Origin of the sequence: Streptomyces sp. NPDC057302, assembly GCF_042667685.1 — a bacterium.
Lineage (GTDB): Bacteria > Actinomycetota > Actinomycetes > Streptomycetales > Streptomycetaceae > Streptomyces.
Map to the genome: position 1 here is coordinate 91,494 of NZ_JBHUZJ010000019.1, position 21,619 is coordinate 113,112.

General features: G+C 69.2%; 19 protein-coding genes. 9 read left to right on the forward strand and 10 right to left on the reverse strand.

The window, feature by feature from the left end:
* Position 1 precedes the first annotated feature (1 nt).
* A complete protein-coding gene (locus ACFUPX_RS16660; RefSeq protein WP_383322014.1) occupies positions 2 to 1,264 on the forward strand; it encodes an ROK family protein in 1,263 nt (420 codons plus the stop codon).
* 232 nt (positions 1,265 to 1,496) lie between these two features.
* On the opposite strand, the gene ACFUPX_RS16665 is transcribed toward ACFUPX_RS16660, so the two are convergent.
* Positions 1,497 to 2,381 carry a haloalkane dehalogenase gene (locus ACFUPX_RS16665; protein ID WP_383322017.1) on the reverse strand — a complete coding sequence of 295 codons (885 nt, stop codon included), beginning with the start codon at positions 2,379 to 2,381 and terminating at the stop codon, positions 1,497 to 1,499.
* Between the two features lie 85 nt (positions 2,382 to 2,466).
* On the opposite strand from ACFUPX_RS16665, the gene ACFUPX_RS16670 reads away from it, so the two are divergent.
* Positions 2,467 to 2,949 carry a MarR family winged helix-turn-helix transcriptional regulator gene (locus ACFUPX_RS16670; protein WP_383322020.1) on the forward strand — a complete coding sequence of 161 codons (483 nt, stop codon included), beginning with the start codon at positions 2,467 to 2,469 and terminating at the stop codon, positions 2,947 to 2,949.
* A gap of 532 nt (positions 2,950 to 3,481) precedes the next feature.
* Here ACFUPX_RS16670 and ACFUPX_RS16675 read toward each other — a convergent pair.
* From ACFUPX_RS16675 to ACFUPX_RS16685, 3 genes are all read right to left on the reverse strand, one after another.
* A complete protein-coding gene (locus ACFUPX_RS16675; protein ID WP_383322022.1) occupies positions 3,482 to 4,093 on the reverse strand; it encodes a glyoxalase in 612 nt (203 codons plus the stop codon).
* Positions 4,094 to 4,747: 654 nt separating this feature from the next.
* Complete coding sequence (locus ACFUPX_RS16680) at positions 4,748 to 6,724, reverse strand: hypothetical protein (protein WP_383322025.1); 1,977 nt, start codon at positions 6,722 to 6,724, stop codon at positions 4,748 to 4,750.
* A gap of 380 nt (positions 6,725 to 7,104) precedes the next feature.
* Complete coding sequence (locus ACFUPX_RS16685) at positions 7,105 to 7,875, reverse strand: methyltransferase domain-containing protein (protein ID WP_383322028.1); 771 nt, start codon at positions 7,873 to 7,875, stop codon at positions 7,105 to 7,107.
* A gap of 28 nt (positions 7,876 to 7,903) precedes the next feature.
* On the opposite strand from ACFUPX_RS16685, the gene ACFUPX_RS16690 reads away from it, so the two are divergent.
* The gene (locus ACFUPX_RS16690) at positions 7,904 to 8,338 is read left to right on the forward strand and encodes a MerR family transcriptional regulator (protein WP_383322098.1); all 435 of its coding nucleotides are present in this window, start codon (positions 7,904 to 7,906) and stop codon (positions 8,336 to 8,338) included.
* 93 nt (positions 8,339 to 8,431) lie between these two features.
* On the opposite strand, the gene ACFUPX_RS16695 is transcribed toward ACFUPX_RS16690, so the two are convergent.
* Positions 8,432 to 8,776 (reverse strand): GNAT family N-acetyltransferase, encoded by a 345-nt coding sequence (locus tag ACFUPX_RS16695; protein ID WP_383322031.1) that lies wholly within the window; start codon positions 8,774 to 8,776, stop codon positions 8,432 to 8,434.
* A gap of 68 nt (positions 8,777 to 8,844) precedes the next feature.
* Positions 8,845 to 10,071 carry an FAD-dependent monooxygenase gene (locus tag ACFUPX_RS16700; RefSeq protein WP_383322033.1) on the reverse strand — a complete coding sequence of 409 codons (1,227 nt, stop codon included), beginning with the start codon at positions 10,069 to 10,071 and terminating at the stop codon, positions 8,845 to 8,847.
* 71 nt (positions 10,072 to 10,142) lie between these two features.
* On the opposite strand from ACFUPX_RS16700, the gene ACFUPX_RS16705 reads away from it, so the two are divergent.
* The gene (locus ACFUPX_RS16705; protein WP_383322036.1) at positions 10,143 to 11,036 is read left to right on the forward strand and encodes a LysR substrate-binding domain-containing protein; all 894 of its coding nucleotides are present in this window, start codon (positions 10,143 to 10,145) and stop codon (positions 11,034 to 11,036) included.
* A 26-nt stretch (positions 11,037 to 11,062) separates the two neighbouring features.
* Here the strand turns inward: ACFUPX_RS16705 and ACFUPX_RS16710 are convergent, their stop codons facing one another.
* Complete coding sequence (locus ACFUPX_RS16710; RefSeq protein ID WP_383322039.1) at positions 11,063 to 12,283, reverse strand: alpha/beta hydrolase family protein; 1,221 nt, start codon at positions 12,281 to 12,283, stop codon at positions 11,063 to 11,065.
* A 652-nt stretch (positions 12,284 to 12,935) separates the two neighbouring features.
* Between ACFUPX_RS16710 and ACFUPX_RS16715 the strand changes: the two genes are divergently transcribed.
* Together ACFUPX_RS16715 and ACFUPX_RS16720 are read left to right on the forward strand one after the other, a co-directional pair.
* Positions 12,936 to 13,427, forward strand: coding sequence for a DUF2975 domain-containing protein (locus ACFUPX_RS16715; RefSeq protein WP_383322042.1), 492 nt, complete (start codon positions 12,936 to 12,938; stop codon positions 13,425 to 13,427).
* On the forward strand, positions 13,427 to 13,648 hold the full coding sequence (locus ACFUPX_RS16720; RefSeq protein ID WP_383322045.1) for a helix-turn-helix domain-containing protein: 222 nt from the start codon (positions 13,427 to 13,429) through the stop codon (positions 13,646 to 13,648). Before ACFUPX_RS16715 ends, ACFUPX_RS16720 begins: the two co-directional genes overlap by 1 nt.
* Positions 13,649 to 14,003: 355 nt before the next feature.
* Here the strand turns inward: ACFUPX_RS16720 and ACFUPX_RS16725 are convergent, their stop codons facing one another.
* Positions 14,004 to 14,933, reverse strand: coding sequence for a LysR family transcriptional regulator (locus tag ACFUPX_RS16725; protein WP_383322048.1), 930 nt, complete (start codon positions 14,931 to 14,933; stop codon positions 14,004 to 14,006).
* A 110-nt stretch (positions 14,934 to 15,043) separates the two neighbouring features.
* Between ACFUPX_RS16725 and ACFUPX_RS16730 the strand changes: the two genes are divergently transcribed.
* The gene (locus ACFUPX_RS16730) at positions 15,044 to 15,817 is read left to right on the forward strand and encodes an SDR family oxidoreductase (RefSeq protein ID WP_383322051.1); all 774 of its coding nucleotides are present in this window, start codon (positions 15,044 to 15,046) and stop codon (positions 15,815 to 15,817) included.
* A gap of 167 nt (positions 15,818 to 15,984) precedes the next feature.
* Positions 15,985 to 16,584, forward strand: coding sequence for a hypothetical protein (locus tag ACFUPX_RS16735; RefSeq protein WP_383322054.1), 600 nt, complete (start codon positions 15,985 to 15,987; stop codon positions 16,582 to 16,584).
* A 227-nt stretch (positions 16,585 to 16,811) separates the two neighbouring features.
* On the opposite strand, the gene ACFUPX_RS16740 is transcribed toward ACFUPX_RS16735, so the two are convergent.
* On the reverse strand, positions 16,812 to 17,783 hold the full coding sequence (locus tag ACFUPX_RS16740) for a LysR family transcriptional regulator (RefSeq protein WP_383322057.1): 972 nt from the start codon (positions 17,781 to 17,783) through the stop codon (positions 16,812 to 16,814).
* Positions 17,784 to 17,883: 100 nt separating this feature from the next.
* Between ACFUPX_RS16740 and pcaD the strand changes: the two genes are divergently transcribed.
* Positions 17,884 to 18,690, forward strand: a complete 807-nt coding sequence (gene pcaD, locus ACFUPX_RS16745; protein ID WP_383322060.1) for a 3-oxoadipate enol-lactonase — start codon at positions 17,884 to 17,886, stop codon at positions 18,688 to 18,690.
* Between the two features lie 671 nt (positions 18,691 to 19,361).
* Here the strand turns inward: pcaD and ACFUPX_RS16750 are convergent.
* The gene (locus ACFUPX_RS16750; RefSeq protein WP_383322063.1) at positions 19,362 to 21,080 is read right to left on the reverse strand and encodes an oxidoreductase; all 1,719 of its coding nucleotides are present in this window, start codon (positions 21,078 to 21,080) and stop codon (positions 19,362 to 19,364) included.
* Positions 21,081 to 21,619 lie beyond the last annotated feature (539 nt).

A 21,619-nucleotide genomic window follows, 5' to 3' on the forward strand; every position in this document is an offset into this window, starting at 1 on the left:
CGTGAAGGCAGATCTACGGGGAGCGGGCGTACGGAGCCTGGGCGGGGACGGACCGCCCAGGGCAGGTGACCGTGCGTCGCTGCGCCGAACCAATCTCGGTCTGGTCCTACGCCTGTTGCGCGACGCGGGACCGCGGCCGCGCACTCAGATCGCGGCGGAGACAGGGCTGCCCAAGGCCACGATCACCAATCTGGTCGCGGAGTTGATGGAACGCGGCCTGATCCGTGAGGGAGAGACCGCGCGCGACGGAACCGTCGGCAGGCCGAGCCGCACCGTCGAGGTCGACGGACGCTCCATCTGCGGGATCGGCCTGGAAATCAGCGCCGACTACGTCTTCCTGATCGCCCTCGACCTGCGAGGGGAGGTCACCGCCGAGCACCGTGTCGCCCTGGACGCCCGGACCGACGGTCCGGCCGAGGTGCTCGACCGGGCGGCGGAGGCGATCGAGAGCGTCTGCCTGACATTGCGCGGCCGTGGCGCGCAGGCGGTGGCCGTGACGGTCGCGGCGCCCGGCGTGATCCAGCGCGACAGCGGGACGGTTTCCTACGCGCCCAACATCGGCTGGCGCAACGTGGATGTGACCGGCGGGCTGCGCACACGCCTCGGTCCCAAGTTCCCGCCGGTGCGACTGGAGAACGACGCCAAACTGGGAGCCATCGCCGAGTACTTGATCGCCTCCGCCGCCGACATCCACGACCTGATCTACGTGACCGGCGAGACCGGCATCGGCGGCGGCATCATCACTGACGGCAGGCTCCTTCGCGGATCGGCCGGATTCGCCGGCGAGATCGGCCACATGCGTCTGAACTCCGCCGGAAAGACGTGCGCCTGCGGTCGGCAGGGCTGCTGGGAGACGATGGTCGGCCTGGACGCCTTCCTCGATCATGCCGCCGCGCCCGACGATCCGGTGCGCGACGCGACCGTGGACCTGGAGCACCGGCTCGCGGAACTCAGACGTCGTGCCGACGACGGAGATCCCGCCACGATGGCCGCACTTGAGCACATCATCGACGGCCTCGGCCTCGGCCTCGGGGCACTCGCCGACCTCCTCAACCCCCGGGCCGTCGTACTCGGCGGCTACTTCACCCTGTTCGGCGACCACCTCATCGACCGCGTGCAGAGCGATCTGGGCCGACGCGTCATGGCTCCCGACGCCGGCGGGTGCACCGTCATGGTGTCCACCCTCGGATTCAGTGCCGCGGCGCGCGGCGGCGCCTACATGTCGCTCGACCTCGTGTACCAGGATCCGGGCCGACACGGGTGATCTTGGTCGTGAATCCGTCTGCCAGGAGCTTCATCAGTTCGAACCGCCCACCAACTGTGCGCCGAAGCCGTCAGGTCGGAAGGAGAGCAGCGAGGAGGTAGGGCCGGTTCGCCATCAGAGGCCAGCGGACTTACTCAACCGCTGGCAGTATCTGAGCGAGGCTCAGGAGCCCGCGCCGAACGGGCGAAGGCCATTCTTGCCGTCCTGGTCGGACACCGGCTCGAAGGCGGTATCAGCACGCTGTGCCAGAATCCCGGTCGCCGGTCAGAGCCTGCCGCCGGGCCCAAGCGGCGATCGCGTCGGCGATGGCCTGGGGCTGATCCTCCGGTGCGTGGTGACCGGCAGGGCCACAGTGCTGGATCTCCAGCGCGGCGATGTTCTCCGCACACCAATCGGCCATCTCTTTGCCGATCAGCAAGGTGGGCGAGGAGTCGAAGGTGAGCAGCAATTTGGGGACCTCCTCGCTGCCCGCAAGCCATGTGCCGTACTGGTCGACCCGCTCGGCGACATCGCTCGGATCCCCGTCCAGCGGCAGCGAGCGTGCCCATTGCAGCACCGGGCGACGGCTCTCCCGCGTCGGGTACGGCGCACGGTAGGACCTCATGTCCTCCTCGCTCACCGGATTCAGCACCCCACCGGTGAAGGCCGACTCCAGGAAGACGTTCTCGTCCAGCACCAGCGCCTCGCCCTGCGGCCCGCGCATGGCCTGGGCACGCGAGCGCGGTCCTTCACCCAGTTCGCTCCAGGACATCGGCCGCACGATGGTCTCGAAAAAGGCTATGGCGCGGACTCGGCCGCAGTGGCGGGCCGCCCAGTCGAAGGCGAGAGCGCCGCCCCAGTCATGGCCGACGAGCACCACCTCGTCCAGACCCAGCCGATCGAACCAGTCGTCCAGATAGCGGGCGTGATCGGCGAATCGATACGGCACGTCGGGCTTGCCGGAGCGGCCCATGCCGATCAGATCGGGGGCGAGCAGGCGAGCGGGAAGATCCAGGGCGGGCAGCACCTTACGCCACAGGTGAGATGAGCCGGGATTGCCGTGTAGAAAGACGAAGGGAGTTCCGTCGCCGACCTCCTCGTAGTGCAGCGTCGAGTCCAGCACGTTCGTCTGCGGCATGACATCCCCACATCGTTGGTGACACTAACGCTGTTGTCAGTGACGGTAGTTTGTTAGTGGGACTAACGCAACGTACGATGGACCCATGAATAACGGCACGGCCGACGCGGCGGGCCCGAGCGACGGACACGCCACTGCCGCGCGGCTGCGGAATCTAGGGACCCGGCTCCTGTCGCTGGCCGCGATCCAGTCGGATCGCCTGGTGAACGAGGAGCTGGCGCGCGCGGATGCCCGCAAGTGGCATTACGCGGTGCTCGCCACCCTGGAGGAGTTCGGATCCGCCAGCCAGGCGGAACTGAGCCGCCGGACACAGATCCACCGCAGTGACATCGTCGCGGTGGTCAACGAGTTGGCCGGCCGCGGACTGGTCGAACGCTCAGCCGACCCTGCCGACCGCCGGCGGAACACTGTCACCCTCACCGAGCAGGGCCACCGACAGCTACTGACACTGGACCGGTTGCTGGCCAAGGCCGATGACGAGGTACTGGCGCCGCTGACCCGGCCGGAACGCGAGCAGTTGGCCCGGCTCCTCGCGACTCTTGTGGATCACCACGGCACGAGCATGTGATCAAGGTGCCTGCCGTCAGCGTCGTAGCTCATGCTGGCCAGGCGCTGGTCACCGCGACCATGCGCAGAAACTCACGTCGGATCATGTCGTCGGATACCCCCGCAGTGAAGAGGCCCCCGGCGTCAAGCGCGGCGTGCAGCTCCCCGCCGCCCATCCCGAGGAGTTGGCCGGCGCCGCCCGCGAGAGGGTATGGACGTGCAGATGCCACGCCTGCCCCGACGGCGGTCTTCATCAGTTCAAGTGCCCGCCGCCGGAACGCTGGAGCGCGGTCCGCGTGCTGGGCGAGTAGCCACGCTTCTTCGGAGCCTCGTTCACCGACCGTCGCGATTCCCTAGCGTCGACGCCTGCTCGCGGTGGAGGGCCGGGACGCGGAGCTGTACCGCACCCAGTTCGCGGGGCGGTGGGAATCGCGGAAGGCCGCGGTGGCGGTGTGGGCGCCCGGATCGTCGCCGGCTCCTCCGGTCCCGCTCCGTCGGTTCACGACGGAGCGGGATCCCTGCGCGCGCCCGGCGGCCTCAACGGCGGGTTCGCGTCATGCTGCGGGCTCCCACGCGAATCCGTCCGGGTCGGTGAAAGTCCCGGCGTCGCCGCCGATCGTGAGCCGGTGCGAACCGCTGCCCTCCGAGGGGACACCGGCGACCTTGGCCAGGCCGCGACGCGGGTACAGCGACAGCTTTACGGGACTCGACGAACCGTCGAACTCGACGTACTTGCTGCCGAAGCTCTTCGCGACGGTGAGACCGCGATCGACGTAGAACCGCTTGGTCGCGGCCATGTCCGAGACGCCCAGCAGGAGAACGATCTCGTCGATCTTCCGGCTGTCGGGACCGGTATCCTTCTTCGACGAGCTCGCGAGCTGCCAGACCGTCCCGTCGGGGGCCTGCACGACGCCGCCGTAGCCCCACAGGGACTTCTTCGCGGGCTTCAGCTCCGTGGCCCCGGCGGCCAGCGCGGCACCGAACAAGCCGTCGACGATCGACGGCTGGGAGACCACGAGCGAGACCGTGAACCAACGGAAGCCCGACGTCGGAGCCTCCGAGGCCCGCAGACGTACCTGCTTGTCGAGCCCGAAGGCGTCTGTGTAGAAGCGCTCGGCGGCCGTGGGGTCGGCCACCTCGAGGGTGATGCAGTCGATGGAGGTCATGTCCTTCACGCTAGGCGTGGTCGGCGACCGGTGCTTCTTCAATCCTGATCGCTTTCCCGCATGCCCCTCCGTGACTCCTCGGCCAAGGCTCGGCCGACACCGGGAGGCCGTCGAACGGGCGGTGAGCGTGCACCGCGGCGACCGCAGAGTCCACTGCCGCTGACGAACACAAGGCCCACCCCTGCTTCGCCTTCGCGGGCATCGCGGCGTGGTGGGCGACCAGATCCCACGCCGCCTGGCCCCGGGCCGCGAGCGCGGGTGTGGAGGCCAGGCCAAGGTCCGCAGCGGCCGCGCGGGCACGCCCCTCACGCTCAGCAGCGGTCAGGCGCGACAGCGCGCCGGCTCCTCCACCAGGGCGGCGGGCGGCAATGGTCGTGCCGACCTCCTCCGCCAGGACGCGCAGCCGGTCGCGGGCCTGCTCGGTCCTCTCCATGCTCGTGGTCGGCTTCCCCGCCCCCGGCATGCAACCGCCGGTAGAACCAGCGTGAAGGGCCCTCGGGCCGAGAACCGGAATGAACCGGAACGCCCAGGGGCGGCAGGCCGGCACCCATGGACCGGCCGTCTCGTAGTGAAGATGGCGGCCCAGCGCAGTCCGTGGCCCTGGAGGGCCACCCTCCGGTGTTCGGGCCCCGCCGTCGGAACCTGCCGCCACGCTCAGTGGGACCGCGTTCGCCAGGCCCGGGCGAAGAGTTCGGGCAGGGGGCCGGCGACGGGCCGGGAGCGGACCTTGCTCCCGATGGTCCGGACCCCGAGCAGCTCGGCCTTCCAGGTCTCCATCGGAGGGTAGAACTTGTCCCCGCCCGTCCAGTCACCGGGCAGGAACACCCCCCGCCCGGCCCGGGCCCTGCGGTCGGCGACCACCAGGCCGGCCTCGACGAGTACGGCCGCAACGGCCTTGTGGTGCGCGGCAGTCCACCGGTTGAAGCGGCGGATACGGCGATCGGTGGGCACGGGCAGGGCCAGCAGCTGCAGATACAAAGTGGCGGCGTCCGTATCCAGACCGGTGGTGGCGACCGCCTCTTCGACCACCTGTGGTGCGGACAGCCGCGGATCGCTCTCGTATCCGTCCGGCGGCAGAGATCCCTCGGTGATGCGCTGCACGATCCGCTCGAACTCCGGACCGCGCAGCCGGCGGACCAGCGCCAGATGCGAGTCCTCCATGTCGATCACGCTCTCCAGGCGCCACGAGCGTTCGTCGGCCCCGTAGCGGCCGGGCCGGAAGTACACGCTGGGCGCCTCACGCTCACCGCGCCGGTCGAACCCGCCCTCGGACACGACGACCAGGCCGTCGTCGAGCGTGGGATGGGCAAGCGGCTCGGCGGCGTCCAAGTAGGGCAGGGCGCCGGGGAAGCCCGGCAGCAGTTCCCCCACGGTGCGCCCGCGCAGGCTGCGGCCGCGGGCGGAGAGCAGCAACCCCGGGTGGGCCAGGCGTTCCCGCAGCAGCCGTAGGGTCTCGGGGACACCCCGGCGTACGGGATCTCCTTCGGGAAGCTCGGCGTACACCCAGTCGACGGCGTCGCAGACCACGGCGAGCAGCTCCCTGAAACGGAAACCCTCCTCGCCCTCCCAGCCGCCGCCGCTGATGCTGTTCACCCGCAGCCGGGTGTCCGGGTCGCGGGTCAGCCGCGGCTCGCGCGGGGGATCGGCGAACACGGCGCACACGGCTGCCGGGGCCATCCGTATATCGCTGTGCTCGGCGGCGACGGCGAGCGTCGACTCCGGCACGGCGGGGCGTGCGCCCTGCTGCCTGCACCAGGCCTCGGCGATCCGCTCGGCGAGCGCCAGCTGTCCGCCCTCCAGCCACAGCTGCCCGGGGTCCGCGGGCAGCACGTCGGCCAGCAGGTCGAGGCGCTCGGCCACCGGCAGGGTCGCCAACTCCCGCTCACCGGCCTCGGTGTCGGACTGCTTGAGCCCCATCGCCTTGCGCGCCTCGGCATCGAGGCCCGCGTACCCGTACTTCACATCGGGTATTCCGGCGAGCAGCAGCGCGGCACCGGCCCGGCTCAGCCCGGTCCGCTCGGCGAGCAGCGCGGCCGCCGCGCGGTCCCAGGGCGCAGGGCCCTTGTGCCGTACGAGGTGCACGAAGCGCCGCAGCCGCTCAGGTGTGTCCCAACCGGCCGCGGGCACCGGGTCGGTGGCCGTGATCCGACCGGATGTCGGCGGCTGCGGGGTGCCGGTGCGCAATTCGACGAATCGCTGCTCGTCCCGGCCGGCGCCGAGCCCGTGCAGAGCGACCATCGCACCGTCGTGGGTCCGCACGGCACGCCTGTCCTTGTCGGCGAGTTCAAGGACACCCGTACGCATCCGGGTGCGAGCCTCCGGGTCGGCAAAGGGAGTTTCTGCCCACACCTCCAGCATCGCCAGCTGGACCGCGCGCAGATGGTCCTGCACGTGGAAGGAGCTCGCCCGCAGGGCCACGGCACCGCACCGGCCGATGAACCGGTACCAGTTCCAGCCCAGGTACCGTGCGGGAGCCTCCTCGCCGCTTCCGGTCAAGTAGTCGCCGACCTCGGTGAACACGGCGAGCGTGCCGGGCCCCCAGTGTCCGGAACCTTCGATGAAACCATTGAGGGCCTGGGCGATCCACTTCTCGTCGAAGGACTGTGCGGGGGGTATCGGGGTGTGGGACATGCGGTCATCCTGCCGGATCGCATGGCCACCTTTCGCCGGTGCCGGGGCACGCGCTTCACCTTGCGAATCCGGCGCGCCTCGGTCGTGTCCCCGTAGCGGCAAATGCAGCGGGTGCAGGATCGTCAGTACGGATGCTGCTGCGATGCGTTGGGCGAGAGCGGACACCAAAGCCCGGGCGTCACCGATGAGAGCCTCGGTTGCCTCGGCGCCCTGCCGGCCGCCGCCTGGAGGGTTGACGGCGATATGGGCTACGCCTACCCCTGCCTGCGTCGATGGCTCCGCGAACGAAACATCGTTCCGCGTATCGCCCGGTGTGGCGTCGAGAACTGACAGCGCCCACAGCGCCTGGGTCGACAGACGAGTTCAAGGTGCGCACGCCCTCAGGCGGAAGCGGAGGCCACGAAGAACGGAATGGCGATGAGGAAGCAGTTGGCCTCGGCACGTCGGCGCTGTTCGGCGAGCCACTCGTCCGCCTGGTCACGTCCGACGGCGCCGCTGGCGCAGGCCGGCTCGGCGAGCCTGGTGACCAGAGACAGCATCGTGGGGTCGGTGAACACACCGGTGTGCGCCTCGACCGTGACATCGTCGAAGCCGCCGGCCAGAAGCAGGCTGCGGTACTGGCGGCCGGCACGGGGCATGCCCAGGAGGTCAGCGCGGGCATGCACGATCGTGCGCGTGAGCGCCGCGTCGTCAGAGTCGATCATGATGGCGTCCCAGTCCTGACCGACCAGGACGATTCTGCCGCCCGGGCGAAGAACCCGTCGTGCCTCCGCCACCGCGCGCTCCGGCTCCTGGAGTGCGTGCAAGACCTTGTCGGCACGATAGCCATGCACGCTTCCGTCGGCGAAGGGTAGTTTCTCCGCCCGCGCCTCCCGGAACTCGGCCTGCGACCACCGCTCCCGGGCCACCGCCAGCATCCGTGCGTCGGGGTCCACGCCTACCGCATGAACGCCACGTTCGTTCAGCTCGGCTACGGCTCGTCCGGCGCCGCAGCCGACGTCCACGAAGGTCGAGCCTTGGACGAGAGACAGCAATTCGTAGGAGCGGGCCCGCAGCCGATTGGCGATCGGCATTTGGTCCGCAGCGTCGAGGACGGCCAGCAGGGCTTCGGTGTCGCGGTGCTCTTCCACCACTTCCTGATTCTTGAACATGGACGTCATGCTGCGACTTAATGTCGGCATGAAGTCAAGCCAAGACGGCGCCGTCGGCACGCTGAGTATCGGATCTCTCGCGGCACGGTTCGGCCTGGCCACGCACGTGCTGCGACATTGGGAAGCGATGGGCCTGCTGCACGCCGGACGGGACGCCGGCGGGCGCCGCCGCTACGGTGCGGACGACCTCACCCGCGTGGCGACGATCCTTGTCCTGAAGGAGGCCGGCCTCGGCCTGAACACCATCAGGAGCCTGTCCGCAACCGTCGACCGCGCCACCCGGCAGGAGATCCTGCGTCCTGCGGCCGAAGAGCTCCGGTCGACAATCGCGGCAGCCCAGGCCTCATTGAAGCTCATCGAAGGCGGCCTGAACTGCGAGTACGAGGAGGTCACCCAGTGCCTGAACTACCGGCGGCTCATCGCCGAGCGGGTCGGCCCCGAAGTCCAGCCGGAGAGCCAGTGATCGAGGCCGTGGCACCAACCCCACAAGGGGCAAGTTCCACGGCCGCCCCCGGTGCATCAAATCAGCTCCCTCGTGGCGCAGCGCGGTGACGCCTCAGCGGCGTAGGGAGGCTTCGAGCGACTTACGGACTTCCGGCCACTCCGAGTCGGGGATCGAGTACGTCGCGCTGTCCCGGATCGTTCCGTCGTACCCGGCGGTCTCCGCCCGGAGCACCCCGTCGAAATGTGCCCCCAGGACGGCGATGGCGGCCCGTGAACGCCCATTACGGGCGTCGGTACGAGAACGGACCCGGTAGACCTGCCACTGTTCGAAGGTAGCCTCCAGCATGAGCAGCTTCGCTCCGAGCTGCTTCGACCAGTCCGGAAAATGCCCGGCGCCCAAGGGTTCCAGCCGCACCAGAGCGCCCTCCAGCGGACCCACATCGAAGAAGCCGTCCACCGAACAACACCCGCCCAATTGACCCGCCTTCCAGCGAGGCACTTCTCCCCCGGCGAGGTCTCCCGGTGTCACGTTTTCGCGTTGACCGTCATTACGTCCCCGCCCGTCGTTCGCCGGTACCTGTCCGTGATCGCTGCTACCGAATCGCTGCCCTTCCTTGCGCGCATACTGCGGTCCATCTCGCGATTCGCGCGCATCACGTCCCCCGTAGGCCCGATCCGCGCCTGCTCGTAGCGGGCGAGCGCGGCGGCCACACCGCCGCCGGCCCCCAGCTCTGTCGCCAGAACCCGGGCATCCACGATCGACTGAGAGGCACCGTTGGCTCCCGTCGGATACATGGGGTGTGCCGCGTCGCCCAGCAGCGTCACCCGTCCCCGGCCCCAGCTTGGCAGCGGGTCCCGGTCCACCATGGGGTACTCGAAGATGTCCTGGCTGCTGGTGACCAGCTCGTGGATGTCCACGCCGAGCGCGGCGAAGTCCCAGCCCTGCAGGTGTCGCAGGACGTCATCGGCGCTCCCCTTGCGGTTCCAGCCCATGTCCTCGATGAACGGTCCCGGCGCTGCCTGAAACGCCAGGCACACCCAGTTGACCAGTGGGCGCCGCCCGGAGATCGGGTAGACGACCAGTTGGTGGTCCCGCTCATCGTTGGCGATGATCGCGGACCGGCCCGTCAGGAACGGTGGCACCGTCTGTGTGACGCCCCGCCACATCCACGCCCCCGACCAGCGCATCGGACCCTCTTGCGGGTGCAGCGCCGCGCGCACCGTCGAGCGGGCCCCGTCCGCGCCGATGAGCGCCTGGGCCTCGATCATCGTGGGCAGCCCGGTCGCCCGGTCGGTTGCCCTGACCCGTACCACGTCCCGTTCGTCGGTGAAGGACTCAAGACGCATTCCTGTGCGGACCGCGTGCGGGCCGATGCGCTCGCGTACCGCGTCGAGCAGCAGGAGCTGCAACTCGCCGCGGTGGATGGCATATTGCGGCCATTGGTACCCGGCCGCCATACCAACGTCCTCGGCGAACCGGCGCGTCCCGCGTTCGTCGGCGTAGACCTGCTCGGCAGTGGCGACGCCGGTCGCCGCGAGCGTGTCCCCGAGGCCGAGTCGGGTCAGTTCGCGCACCGCGTGCGGCTGAAGGCTGATGCCCACTCCCATGGAGGTGATCTGTCGCACCCGCTCGATGACGCTCACCTTGATGCCTTGTGCGTGCAGGGCGAGCGCGGCGGTCAGTCCACCGATTCCGGACCCGGCGATCAGTACGCCGGTCTCTTCAGTGCTGCGAAGGGCTGTGGTTTCCATGGATTGACTGTCGGCCAGCGGGCGATCAGAAGTCCAAGTACTTCTTCTTCGCCCAACTATGCTTGTCAGTTATGGAGTTGCGACAGCTCGAATACTTGGTGGCCGTGGTCGAGGAGGCCAGTTTCACCAGGGCCGCGGCCCGATTGCACGTCACACAGCCGGGAGTGAGTTCCCAGATACGTCAGTTGGAGCGCGAGCTGGGCCAGCGGCTGCTGGACCGCTCGGGCCGCACGGTCCGACCTACCGAGGTGGGCGCCACCGTGCTGGAGTACGCGCGATCCGCGCTCTCCTCGGTGGCAGGCGCCCAGCTAGCGGTGGACCAGTACTCGGGGCTGCTGCGCGGGCATGTCGCGGTCGGCACGGTGACCTTGGCGCCGACGCTCGATCTGCCCGGGGTCCTTGCTTCCTTCCACCGCCGCCACCCGACCGTGGGCATCAGCCTCGGTGAGGCCAGCTCGTCCGAGCTGGCCTCGGCCCTGACCGCCGGCCGACTTGATGTGGCCGTGCTCGCCCCGGCCCACACGCCCCCGCCCGGCGTCGAGCTCCAGGTCATCGCCGATGAACCGTTGGTGGCCGCCGTGAGCCAGGACGATCCGCTCGCACGGCCTGGGCGGGACCACGTCGCGCTCACCGAGCTGGCGGACCGGACGCTGATCACCTTCACTCACGCCACCGGCACCCGAACGGACATCGACGCCGCCTGCGCCGCCGCCGGGTTCCGACCGCGCGTCGCCTTCGAGGCGAGCGACCCCAGGGTGATGGCTCAGCTCGCGGCGAACGGCATGGGCGTGGCGATCCTGCCCGAGCCGATCGCCCGCGATCATCCGCAGGAGCTGCAAGTACTGTTCATCCAACCTGCCCTGCGCGGCCAACTCGCTCTGGCGTGGCGATCGGCGGGGACGCAGAGCCCGGCGGCACGAGCCTTCCTGACCCACGCCCGTCATTCCCTGCGCACCCTTGCCTGACCACCAGCGAGCAACATCCGGTCCGCTCACGGCACGAATGTCACTGCCGGGAAGGCTGGAGACGGGCCATCGAGCAGGTGTCCCCGACGGTGGCGCAGGTGCTCGTCGAAGAACGCGAGCGGATACGCCTGCTGGATCTTCACCGCCTGATCGGGATCGAGGGTGCCGATCGCGTCCTGGAGCTGCTGCTCGTTCCATCCCAACAGCTTCGCAACCTGCGGGAACAGTGCCTCGTTGTCGCCGTACGAGATGTGGGCGGCGCCCTGGGCCTCAATGTTCAGCCGCCATCCCCACAGGTGCGACCAGAATGCGGCGGCCTCGGGATCCGTGGCGCGGGTGAACTCGGCGGACATCATCATGAACGGCCGGTTCAGGTCGCCCGCCAGCGGCGGGTTCATCTGCATCGGGCCGTCGAGGCTCAGCCCGGCCCGGATGCGCTCGTCCGCGAGCGCGGCGCAGGCGGTGGCCGTCCCGCCCTTCGACCAGCCGAACGCGCCCACTCGCCGCGCATCGAGGGAGCCGAGCAGCCCGGCCGGAAGCTTCTTGTGGTCGACATCAGGATTGCGCCCGGCGGCGATCTGCTCGACACAGTCGAGGACGAAGCGCAGGTCGGCGGCGAAGTCCCCGGGCAACGTCGGCGCCCGCCTGTCGTACAGCGGGACGGCGATCCGACCGTCGGGGAACTCGGTGTAGGTGTCGTACTGGTGAGCCACGGTGACAGCCGCGTACCCGTGGCTTGCGAGCTCTTGGACCGTGATCGTGTGGTCGCCCTGATGGCTGTGCGCGCCGTGCGAGAACACGACGACGGGCAGCCGTCGGCCCGTTCGCCGCATCGGAGCACCCACGCGGCCCGCAGTCAACGGCCCCATGGAGACCAGCTCACTGAACCCGGCATCGGTGAGGAACGCCTGAAGTGCGCCGGCCGGCATCCAGGGCGCCACCGGGTACCGCTGGACGTTCCGGGCGGGGTACCAGACGGTTGCCATCAGCTCGCGGAAGTGCCCGGGGCCCGCGATGCCGTCCGGCCGCGATCGGTCGACGAGGTGCAGCTGGGCCGTGCCCACCGGGTGCGGGCCGGTCGGCGCGGGCAGCTTGAGCCGCCTTGCGGCGGGGGTGGCAGCGACCGGGTCGGCCCACGCGGGGCCGGCAACGGAGCCGAGCGGCACGGCGGCCCCGGCACCCAGCGCGGCTGCCATCATGCTGCGGCGCGTCATGCCTTTCCGGCTGATGAACGGCGTGGTGGTCATGGGCCCTCCCCTGGTGACAGGTCGTCAACCGAGCCGCACGGCCATTCCGTGGGCACAGAGCGACGCTGTCACGTGCCCCTCCCCCGCAGCATCGGCCCACCGGTTACCTACTCGCGATCGCAGTAACCCACGGGCTTACACCCTGGGGCTGATGCAGCGGGCGGTGCCCGGCGGTTGTGAAGCCATCCCCATCGCCCCGGGCTCGTGACGACGCTTGAGGTCTGCGGCTGAGGTTGCGGCGGCAGTTGCGGTTGGTGACGTCCACGATGAGCCTCCCTCCGGCGGCAGCGCCGTGGGCGGCCCCTCATACCAGGGCTGAGTCCTCGCCCGGCACGCGCACGGCACCGCGGGACGCGAGCCGGCGGGAGCCACGTACGGCTGGACGCGGCCCGACTCAGCTGAATCCGACTCGGCCCAAAAGGTCGATCCCGCATACGCGGTCACGTCCTCCACCGATGCATTGCCGCCGAAGCCCGCCGCCGGTCTATCGCCAATCGCCCCCCACCTCATCAACAACAGCTACGCCCGCTCACAAGCTGCTCCCCCACCCGCGGAGATGCGGTGCGAAACCGTCGTCCACTCTCCGAGCCATCCTTGCTTAACCTATCGAGACTCGATAGATTCCCATCGTCTCTCAATAGAAAGATGGATCATGGGGAAGCTGACAGTGCGCGCGCTGCGCGCCGTGCTCGTGGTGGTGCTCACCGGCACCGTGTTCGTACAAGCATTGATGGTGTGGGCGTTGATCAGCGGGAGCGACCCGGAGGATGGATCGCTCCCGCTGACCCCGCTGCGCGTGATCACGATCCTGGGCATCGGGACGGCCCAGGTCGTGCTGGTCTGCGTATGGCGACTGGTAACGATGGTGCGACGCGGAACCGTGTTCTCCCACGCCGCCTTCCGGTACGTGGACGTCATCATCGGCGCGATCGTTGGGGCTGCTCTTGTGTGGTTCGCGGTCACGGCCCTCAATGCGCCCGGCCAGCGGGACGACCCGGGCGTCACCCTCATCATGGGCGGGATCGGCGTGGCCGTCCTGGGAGTCGCGCTCATCGTGCTCGTACTGCGGATGCTGCTCGCCCAAGCCCTCGCCCGCGACGCCGAAGCGGCACAGATGCAGGCCGAGTTGGACGAGGTGATCTGATGCCGATCGCCGTCGACATCGACTTGATGCTGGCCAGACGGAAGATGTCCGTGGGCGAACTCGCAGACCGCGTAGGGATCACGCCCGCCAACCTGGCGGTGCTCAAGAACGGCCGCGCCAAGGCAGTGCGCTTTGCTACGCTCGCCGCGCTCTGCGAGGTGCTCAAGTGCCAGCCAGGCGACCTGCTTCGCTGGGAGGCCGACGACACCGCGAGCGAATGAACCGTGCCTGGCGACGCGTCACCGTCGGCCCCCGACCTCGCTTGCCTTTGACGAACCGCGCAAGCATCTCGGGGCCACCCAAAGCCAGCATTCCGACCTCGGCAGCGTTCCCCTCCCTCCCCTCACCCCCTCATTGATCCATAAACTGCGCCCCCTCATGGCCCTTTAACCCGCTCGGTCCTGGTCAACGGTTCAAAGCACCTTCCGGCGAGGGCTGGCGTCACAGGGTGCCGGAGTCTGCACGCGCGGCGCGATCGGTCGACAAGCGGATCAAGGCTGTAGTCATGCCGGCCGACGACCCTGGCGGCGCTGATTCCTTGGTGCCGAGGTGGGCCCGATGAGCCCGCCAATCCCTTCACCCCTTGAACTCCCGCTCCACAACCGGCAGTTCGGCGGTCACGGCCCGGATGGTGTCCCGGAGCCAGCGCTGCCCCAGGTCACCGTCCAGGCGGGGGTGCCAGGCCATCTCGTAGTGCAGCGAGCGGATCTCCTTGGGCGCGGGCAGAATCCGGATACTCGGGTCCGAGCGCTCCTCGGTCAGCAGCCGTGCGGGCAGGGTGAGGATCAGCCGGGTGCCGGGGACGGACTGCGCGGCCAGGGAGTGGTAGGGCACGGTCAGCCCGGCCCGGCGGCGCGCCCCGAGTTTCTCCAGGCGCCGCTCGATCGCGGTCTGGCGCTCACCGATGGTGCCGACGATCACGTGCGTGGCCTCCAGGTACCTGTCCAGAGTGATCTCCGGGAGCCCGGCCAGCGGGTGGTCCGCACTGAGCACACACACGAACCGGTCGTCGAAGAGGTGCTCGGTTTGCAGCGCGGTGACCGGCTCCGACCTGGCGTAGAACAGCAGGTCGACGACGCCCCGGTCCAGGTCTTCGTGGATCGCGTCGTGCCAGCTGCGCAAGTGCAGTGTGGAACGCGGCGACTCCCGCAAGACGCGCTGGAACACGGCCGGGGCGAACACCCTGCTGTAGTCGGTCCCGGCGGCTCGGAAGGTCTCAGCGGCCGTCGCGGGGTCGTACTCCTCCGGTGAGAACAGGCTCTCCAGGCGTGGCAGAACCGCCCGCACCTCGCGCTGGACGCGCTCGGCCCGCGGGGTGAGCCGGTAGCCGCGCGGCGTCCGCACCAGCAGCTCGTCGCCGAGCGTGTCCCGCAGCCGCTGCAGCGCCCGGCTCATCGCCGGCTGGCTCATCCCGGCAACCTCGGCGGCGCGCGAGACGTGCCGCTCCTCCAGCAGCGCGGCCAGTGGGGCCAGCAGGTTGAGGTCGACCCGTTGAATATGCGTCACCTGAATAACGTACATATTTTTGATGCATTGGACAAATAGTTGTCCGCGCCGGAGGGTTGTACCCATCGCCGGGCACCCTCTCGGGGCCGGATCGGATCACAGGAGCGGTCATGAACAGTGCGGCAGCCAGTGCGGTGACGCGGAATGAAACCGGTCGGCCCAGGGTGGCCGTGGTGATCGGCGGCTCGGGCGGCATCGGCGGCGCGGTCGCGCACCGCCTCGCCGCCGACGGCATGACCGTCGTCGTCCACTACGCGGGAAGCGCGGCGAAGGCCGAGGCAGTCGTCCAGTCCGTCACCGCGGCCGGCGGCACGGCGGTGGCACTGACCGGCGATGTCGCCGAACCGGACGAGATGACCCGTCTCTTCGACACCGTGGAAAGCCGTTTCGGCGGAGTCGACGCGGTCGTCAACACGGCCGGGATCATGCTGCTCGCCCCGCTCGCCGAGATGGACCTCGACGCCTTCGACCGAATGCACCGCGTCAACGTCCGCGGCACCTTCGTCGTCTCCCAGCTCGCCGCCCGCCGCCTGCGCCCCGGCGGCGCGCTGATCAATTTCTCCACCTCGGTGACCCGGCTCCAGCAGCCCACCTACGGCGGCTACGCGGCGACCAAGGGCGCGGTCGAGGCCATGACCCTGATCCTCGCCCGCGAACTGCGCGGCCGGGACATCACCGTCAACGCCGTGGCCCCCGGCCCGACCGCGACGCCGCTCTTCATCGAGGGCAAGAGCGAGGAACTGATCAATAAGATCGCCTCCGCCGCGCCCCTGGAGCGGCTCGGTACCCCTAAGGACATCGCGGAAGCCGTCGCCTTCCTCGCCGGGCCCGGCGGCCGCTGGATCAACGGCCAGGTGCTGTTCAGCAACGGCGGCATCGCCTGACCAGAATGTGGCTGACTCTGCGGTAGACGCCGGCGTGCGGCCGCTCTTGGTACGGGAAATGCGATCTCTGAAGCAAGCGGTCCGCCGGGCAACGGCATCGGGTGGCGGGCGGTTGTTTCTGCCGGAAAGGTCCCGGGCCCACCCGGTGTCTGCTTAGATCCCGGAACATGACCCGCGGTGAGACTCAAGCTTCCGACCTGGTGGAGGGTTTAGGCCCCTTCTGGGAATCGGGCACCTTCTGGGCGGCGGCGGCTGCCGTCGTTGCCGTGGTCGCCGTGTACGTCACCCATCGTGCCGCTCATCCGCGCCGCCGACTCATGTACGCCTTCACCTCCGACCCGCTGGTCCAACGTCACCAACGGGAGATGAGCACCAGGGTGCTGCGGGTGAGCCTGGGAGACCAGGAACTGAGTGATCCACGGCTGGTGACCTTGCGCCTGGAATGCCGTGGGACGAGAGACATCTCCAGCGCCCAGTTCGAGAACGGCAAGCCGATCGAGGTGGTGCTTGGGGTGCCGATCCTGGAACTCGTCTCCATGAGTACGGAACCTCCAGACGTCCACCCCACCACGTTCGATGTGGTGGACGGTGTCCTGCGTATCGGTCCTGGCCGCTTGGGAGCCGGAGAGACCGTGTCGTACACGGTGTTGGTCGATGGGGCCCCGGACCAGTACACCCTCCGTCGTGAACTCATCGATGTGCGGGTGCGGCCGAAGTGGCGTGTGGACCGGGACGGCTACCTCGTCGACGACGTCCCCCGACCCTGACAGCCCAGTGGGGCAGGCCAGCTTCGAGGCGACTGGCCCCGCTAGGCTGTTCCGCCGCTCTGGGATAGCCAGCCACGCCGGAGAGCGGTTTCGCCATCATCGTCGCGTCCAAACCGGGCGAACTACACGTCGGCCGCACGCAGGGGCCACCGGTGCGGCCGAGGCTGTTCGCGGGCCTGCTCCCGCCGGCGGGCCTTGGCCCACACTTCGGCGGCGGGCACGGCGGTTCAGTTGACTGACCGCGGGCCATGCGGGGGTGAGTGTTCCGGTGTCTGCTTCGCTCCGGGCACACGGCCCAGCGCCGGCCGCAGAACCGGTGCACGGTGCTCCAAGAAGTCCCACAGCCGGTCGGCGACCGGCCCGTGCGGCCGGTCGCGCCGGCGGGCTGCCGAGAGTTCCTCGACCACACCGGGAAAGTGCCGTCCGGCGATGGACAGCAGCCTTCCGTCACGCAACTCGGTCTCGATCATGAACCGCGGCACGTGTCCCCACGCCATGCCGTGCAAGATCAGCTCCTTCTTCATGAGGTGGTCGGGAACCGAGCTCCGGGGCGCGCCTTCGACCAGGAAGTGGCCTGGTTCGGACGGATGCCGCGCCGAATCCCGGACGATGCACTGGGTGAAGGCCTGCATCCGCTGCGGTGTGATGTCGGCGTCCGCAGGGAACGGCAGGAAACCGGGCGCCACCACGGGCACCAGCGCGACGCGGCCGAGATCGATCCACTCCATCCGCACGTCGCTCTTGGGGACACGGTGCACGATGAGGTCTGCTTCGTCCTCCAGCAGCCGCTCCCAGGGGCCGGTGACCGTCTCGAACTGCAGGTGCAGTCGTGTCTGCGGGCACTGCGCGAAGAAGCCGCTGAGCATCTCCAGCACCGGCGGAAGCGGGCACAGGTCTCCGAGCACCACGCGCAGTTCGGCCTCTTCGCCCATCGCCAGCTGCTCGGCGTACGTCTGCAGCTCCTTGGCCTCGTGCAGCAGGAAGCGCACCTTGCGGTGGAAGGCGTGCCCCGCCTCGGTGAGCTGGACCCGATAGCCCGAGCGGTCCAGCAGGTCCAGGCCCAGCTGGCGCTCCAGCTTGGCCACTGCCGCGAACACGGAGGGGTGCGAGCGGTGCAGCCGCTCGGCGGCGGCCTGGAAACCGCCGTCGAGCACCACGGCGTTGAAGCACTGCAACTCGTGGAGCGTGAAGTTCGACATCGTCCAGGAAACCTACAGGGATCGTCCAATCTTTGTAATAGCAATCGGACAGGGGGTGTTCATAGGCTGAGCGCATAGCCGCTGGATCACTGGAGCTGACATGACTTCCCAGACCCTTACCGCCATCACCACCGGCGATGGCGTACGCATCGCCTACCGCTTCGACGGTGACGAGAACAAGCCGGTGCTGCTGCTCTCGAACTCCATCGGGACCGACCTGCACATGTGGGACGGCCAGGTGTCGGCGCTCACCGAGCACTTCCGGCTACTGCGCTACGACGCGCGCGGCCACGGCGCCTCCGATGTCCCCGACGGCCCCTACTCCCTGGACCGGCTGGGGCGCGACGTGGTGGAACTGCTCGATGCCCTGGGCCTGCAGCGGGTGCACGTGCTGGGTCTGTCCCTGGGCGGAATCGTCGCGCAGTGGCTGGGGATCCACGTACCCGACCGCGTCGACCGCCTGATCCTCTCCAACACCGCCGCCCACCTCGGCCCGGCCAATCAGTGGGACCGGCCGATCGCCGAACTGCTGCAAGCCCCCGACATGCAGGCCACCGCGGAAGCCTTCCTGCACAACTGGTTCCCGGCCCACATGCTGCACGGCGACAACGAAGTCGTCGAGGGCTTCCGCCACACCCTGCTCACCACCCAGCGTCAGGGCGTGGCCGGGAGCTGGGCCGCGGTACGCGACTACGACCTGCGCCGCACGGCCACGCTCATCCACAGCCCGACACTGGTCATCGCCGGCGAGCACGACACCGTCACCTCCGCCGACCACGGCAGGGAACTCGCCGCGACCGTACCCGGCGCACGGTTCACTCTGCTGCCCACCGTGCACATGGCCAACGTCGAAGGGCAGAAGGAGTTCCTGGACACCGTGACGGCCTTCCTCACCGAACAGCCCTGAGGGATCTCCTCCCTGCCTCCTGTCCGGGTACCGCGGGCCCGCTCCGCGCCCGCATCGGCCGCAACAGCAAAGGCCTGTTGGAGGTCAGGGCGGCCTGAGAGGATGACTCGGACCATCACACGAACTTGGGGGGACCATGCTCACGCTCGTATTCTCGGTCGTCGTTCTGCTCTTCATCGGCGGCTGCGCCTGCGTCTTCTGGGCGGCCCGGGGCGACGCTCCTCGCTGGGCACGTGGTGTGGCCAAGGCGACGTTGATCGGAAGCGATCTGGCCCGCAGCGCAAGCCGGAGCTCCCGCTCACAGCGTGGGAGTGCGAACGAGTAGGCGCCGACAAGAGAACCGCGGCCGAAGCCGAAGCCGTTGCCGGATCGCACGGACCGGCTTCTACGACCAGTCCGGTGGCGTGGCAGGTCCCCCGCCGCTGGGAACGGCCGTCCAGGCCGTGTACGAGGCCTGGGGCTGCCGGAAGGTCAGCGAGCAGCAGCTCTTCGCCGACGTCCCCCGCCCTTTGCCCCCCTCATAGCGATCGACCAAGCCCTGGCGCGGTATGCGGGACGGCGGCATACCCAACCATCACTTCTGCCACGGACGCGGACGCATCACCCCACCCGACCGCGTGTCGCGAGCGCTGCCAGGTAGACGAGTGATTCGGCCAAGGCGGCCAAGGCGGTCAGGGCGGCGATGGCGCCCCGTCGTCGTTTCCGGAGAGAGCGGGAGGAGCGAGAGGGCCGTTCCCCGGATTGTTGCCCGGGTCAGGTGAGAGCAGCTCGGCCGGGGGAAGACCGGCGCGGGCGCGGAGCATGTCGGCTTCGGCTCTTCTCATGTCGGCCTGTGCGCGGATGAGTTCGGCGTCGGCCTGTCCGCGGACCTGGACGATGTCGGAGGCGTTTTGTCCCCGGGCTCTGACGAACTTGGCGAGTCCGTTGAGGATGCCGCCGATGAGCACTCCGGAAGCGGTGATGAGGCTGACGATGGCAACTACCACGGGAGGCGCGTCGGATGGCCCCAGTCCGGCACCCTGGCTGATGTCCGGCAGGACCGCCCGGGTGCTGCGCCAGGCCACCGTCAGCAACGCGATCACAATGACGGCCCACAGGATCACCGCGATACCCGGAACGGCCCGCACCGCATGCCATGCTCTCTGCGGCCATGGCAGGGTCGCGCGCCAGCGCCGCTGTTGAGCACGGTGGATCCGACGGGCTTCGGCATGCTCTCCGCCGTTGCGCAGAGCGGTGGCCAGCTGCTCGTACGGCTCGGGGTCGTACTCGGGGGTCGCGGCCGCCAGCCACTCCAGCCGCCGGGACAGCGGGAAGGGGCCCAGCGGGACGAGGTTCTCGTAACTGAAGCCGCCCAATTGGAGGCCGCCGGGCCCCGGCCAGCTGGTCGACTTGTCGATGAGGGTGACCACCTTGGCGCCGGACAGAATGACCTTGCCGCGCTGCGGGGCCTCCCCGAGGAAGCGCAGCTCGGGGGTCTGGACGCGGCGCAGCGACACCTCCTGGTCGTCCCCCAGGACGAAGCGCGCCCGCTCCAGGTCGACAGCGTCCCCGAAGAGGCCGTCGTCGAGCCGGATGCCGCCCTGGCACTCGAAGCCCTGGACGCGGGAGCCCCAGGCGGGAGTGTGGCCGGGCAGAAGCCTCTCGGCCAGCGAGGCCGGCGTCATGTACAGCGTGCGTCCCACGGTCATCTGCGGGGCGTTGAGCGCCCAATGGCCGTACGGATTGGCGAGCTTGCCGCCGCGCAGGCTGAAAGAGTCCCCAACCATTGCGCCGCGCAGACTCAGTTGGCCGTGCGATTCCAGCAACTCGGCCTGCAGGTCCCGCCCGACCGAAAGCCCGTCGCCCGCGATCGAGTTGCCGCGCCGGTCGCGGAACACCACGGCCTGGTTGAACAGCAGGTCCCCACCGATACGGGCGCCGGTCAGGTGGACGCCTCGCTGGAAGCGGCAGCGGGACAAGTCAAGAGCACCCTCGGTACAGACGCGGTCCCCTGCCAGGCGCGGCACCGAGCAGTCCACGAGGCGCAGCGTGGTGAAGCGCGCCGTCGGGATCAACACTTCCTGCTCGAAGCGACACTGCTTCAACTCGGCGTACGGGACGACGGTGCCGCCCGCGACATCAAGCACGCCAGTGATCTGCACGCCCCGGAGTCTGAGGGAGCAGACCCTCCCCTCCAGGCCGGGCGGCCCCTGGAGCAGCAGCCACGCCACGACCCGTGCGCGCACGCTGCGTTCGGGGCCCCAGGGGTGCTCGCCGTGTGGATCGTCGACCTCCCTGTCGCCTGTGCGCCGATCACAGACGCTCCCATTGCGAAACGCCTGCCACATGCCTACCTCGGCCTCAGTCAGCCAAGCCGGTGGATCGCTGGTGCCTGCCGTGGCCATGTCCATCCTCGCGTTCTTCTCCCATCCCTGTCGACGTCATCGTGTACGGCCCATAGCTGCTGCTCCGGGCTCGTATCACCTTGCAGGACAACCGAGTTGACTTCCGGAACGGTGCGCGGCTCGCCAACGGCCTTCAGGCCCCGCTGCTCATACCAGGCCAAGGTGGCCACGGCGCCGCTGACGGCCTTGCCCCGTGCGTACTCCCGGTGCGGCAGGCCTCGTACGGCACTGCCTGCATCCCCTCGTACGCGGCGAGGATCTGTTCCTTGGCCTTGCACTCTGCGGCCTGGGAGGTGCCGCTCTTCCCCAACGGCGCTCCTGATCCGTCGTACCCCAGGTGCATCTGTGTTCCCCTGCCCCATCTGCCAGTTGACGACACACACTAGATCGATTCCGTCAGCCCGGGCGGATCAAGGCCGAGCAGTGCCCAGTCTCTGATCATCACCAGCAACCGGGCGGCGCCCAGCGCCTCTCGGCGGGTGCCGTCCAGTTGCGGTGAGATGTGCCCGCCGGGGCTTCGGACAGCTCATGGTCCGGTCAGTCGC

Excerpts from the sequence above, each read along its gene's own strand:
- ACFUPX_RS16700 (WP_383322033.1), bottom strand. The coding sequence starts at position 10,071 with ATGGAAACCACAGCCCTTCGCAGCACTGAAGAGACCGGCGTACTGATC.
- ACFUPX_RS16705 (WP_383322036.1), top strand. The coding sequence starts at position 10,143 with ATGGAGTTGCGACAGCTCGAATACTTGGTGGCCGTGGTCGAGGAGGCC.
- ACFUPX_RS16665 (WP_383322017.1), bottom strand. The coding sequence starts at position 2,381 with ATGCCGCAGACGAACGTGCTGGACTCGACGCTGCACTACGAGGAGGTC.
- ACFUPX_RS16690 (WP_383322098.1), top strand. The coding sequence starts at position 7,904 with ATGAAGTCAAGCCAAGACGGCGCCGTCGGCACGCTGAGTATCGGATCT.
- ACFUPX_RS16715 (WP_383322042.1), top strand. The coding sequence starts at position 12,936 with ATGGGGAAGCTGACAGTGCGCGCGCTGCGCGCCGTGCTCGTGGTGGTG.
- ACFUPX_RS16735 (WP_383322054.1), top strand. The coding sequence starts at position 15,985 with ATGACCCGCGGTGAGACTCAAGCTTCCGACCTGGTGGAGGGTTTAGGC.
- ACFUPX_RS16720 (WP_383322045.1), top strand. The coding sequence starts at position 13,427 with ATGCCGATCGCCGTCGACATCGACTTGATGCTGGCCAGACGGAAGATG.
- ACFUPX_RS16680 (WP_383322025.1), bottom strand. The coding sequence starts at position 6,724 with ATGTCCCACACCCCGATACCCCCCGCACAGTCCTTCGACGAGAAGTGG.
- ACFUPX_RS16685 (WP_383322028.1), bottom strand. The coding sequence starts at position 7,875 with ATGTTCAAGAATCAGGAAGTGGTGGAAGAGCACCGCGACACCGAAGCC.
- ACFUPX_RS16710 (WP_383322039.1), bottom strand. The coding sequence starts at position 12,283 with ATGACCACCACGCCGTTCATCAGCCGGAAAGGCATGACGCGCCGCAGC.
- pcaD (WP_383322060.1), top strand. The coding sequence starts at position 17,884 with ATGACTTCCCAGACCCTTACCGCCATCACCACCGGCGATGGCGTACGC.
- ACFUPX_RS16675 (WP_383322022.1), bottom strand. The coding sequence starts at position 4,093 with ATGACCTCCATCGACTGCATCACCCTCGAGGTGGCCGACCCCACGGCC.
- ACFUPX_RS16740 (WP_383322057.1), bottom strand. The coding sequence starts at position 17,783 with ATGTCGAACTTCACGCTCCACGAGTTGCAGTGCTTCAACGCCGTGGTG.
- ACFUPX_RS16730 (WP_383322051.1), top strand. The coding sequence starts at position 15,044 with ATGAACAGTGCGGCAGCCAGTGCGGTGACGCGGAATGAAACCGGTCGG.
- ACFUPX_RS16750 (WP_383322063.1), bottom strand. The coding sequence starts at position 21,080 with ATGGACATGGCCACGGCAGGCACCAGCGATCCACCGGCTTGGCTGACT.
- ACFUPX_RS16670 (WP_383322020.1), top strand. The coding sequence starts at position 2,467 with ATGAATAACGGCACGGCCGACGCGGCGGGCCCGAGCGACGGACACGCC.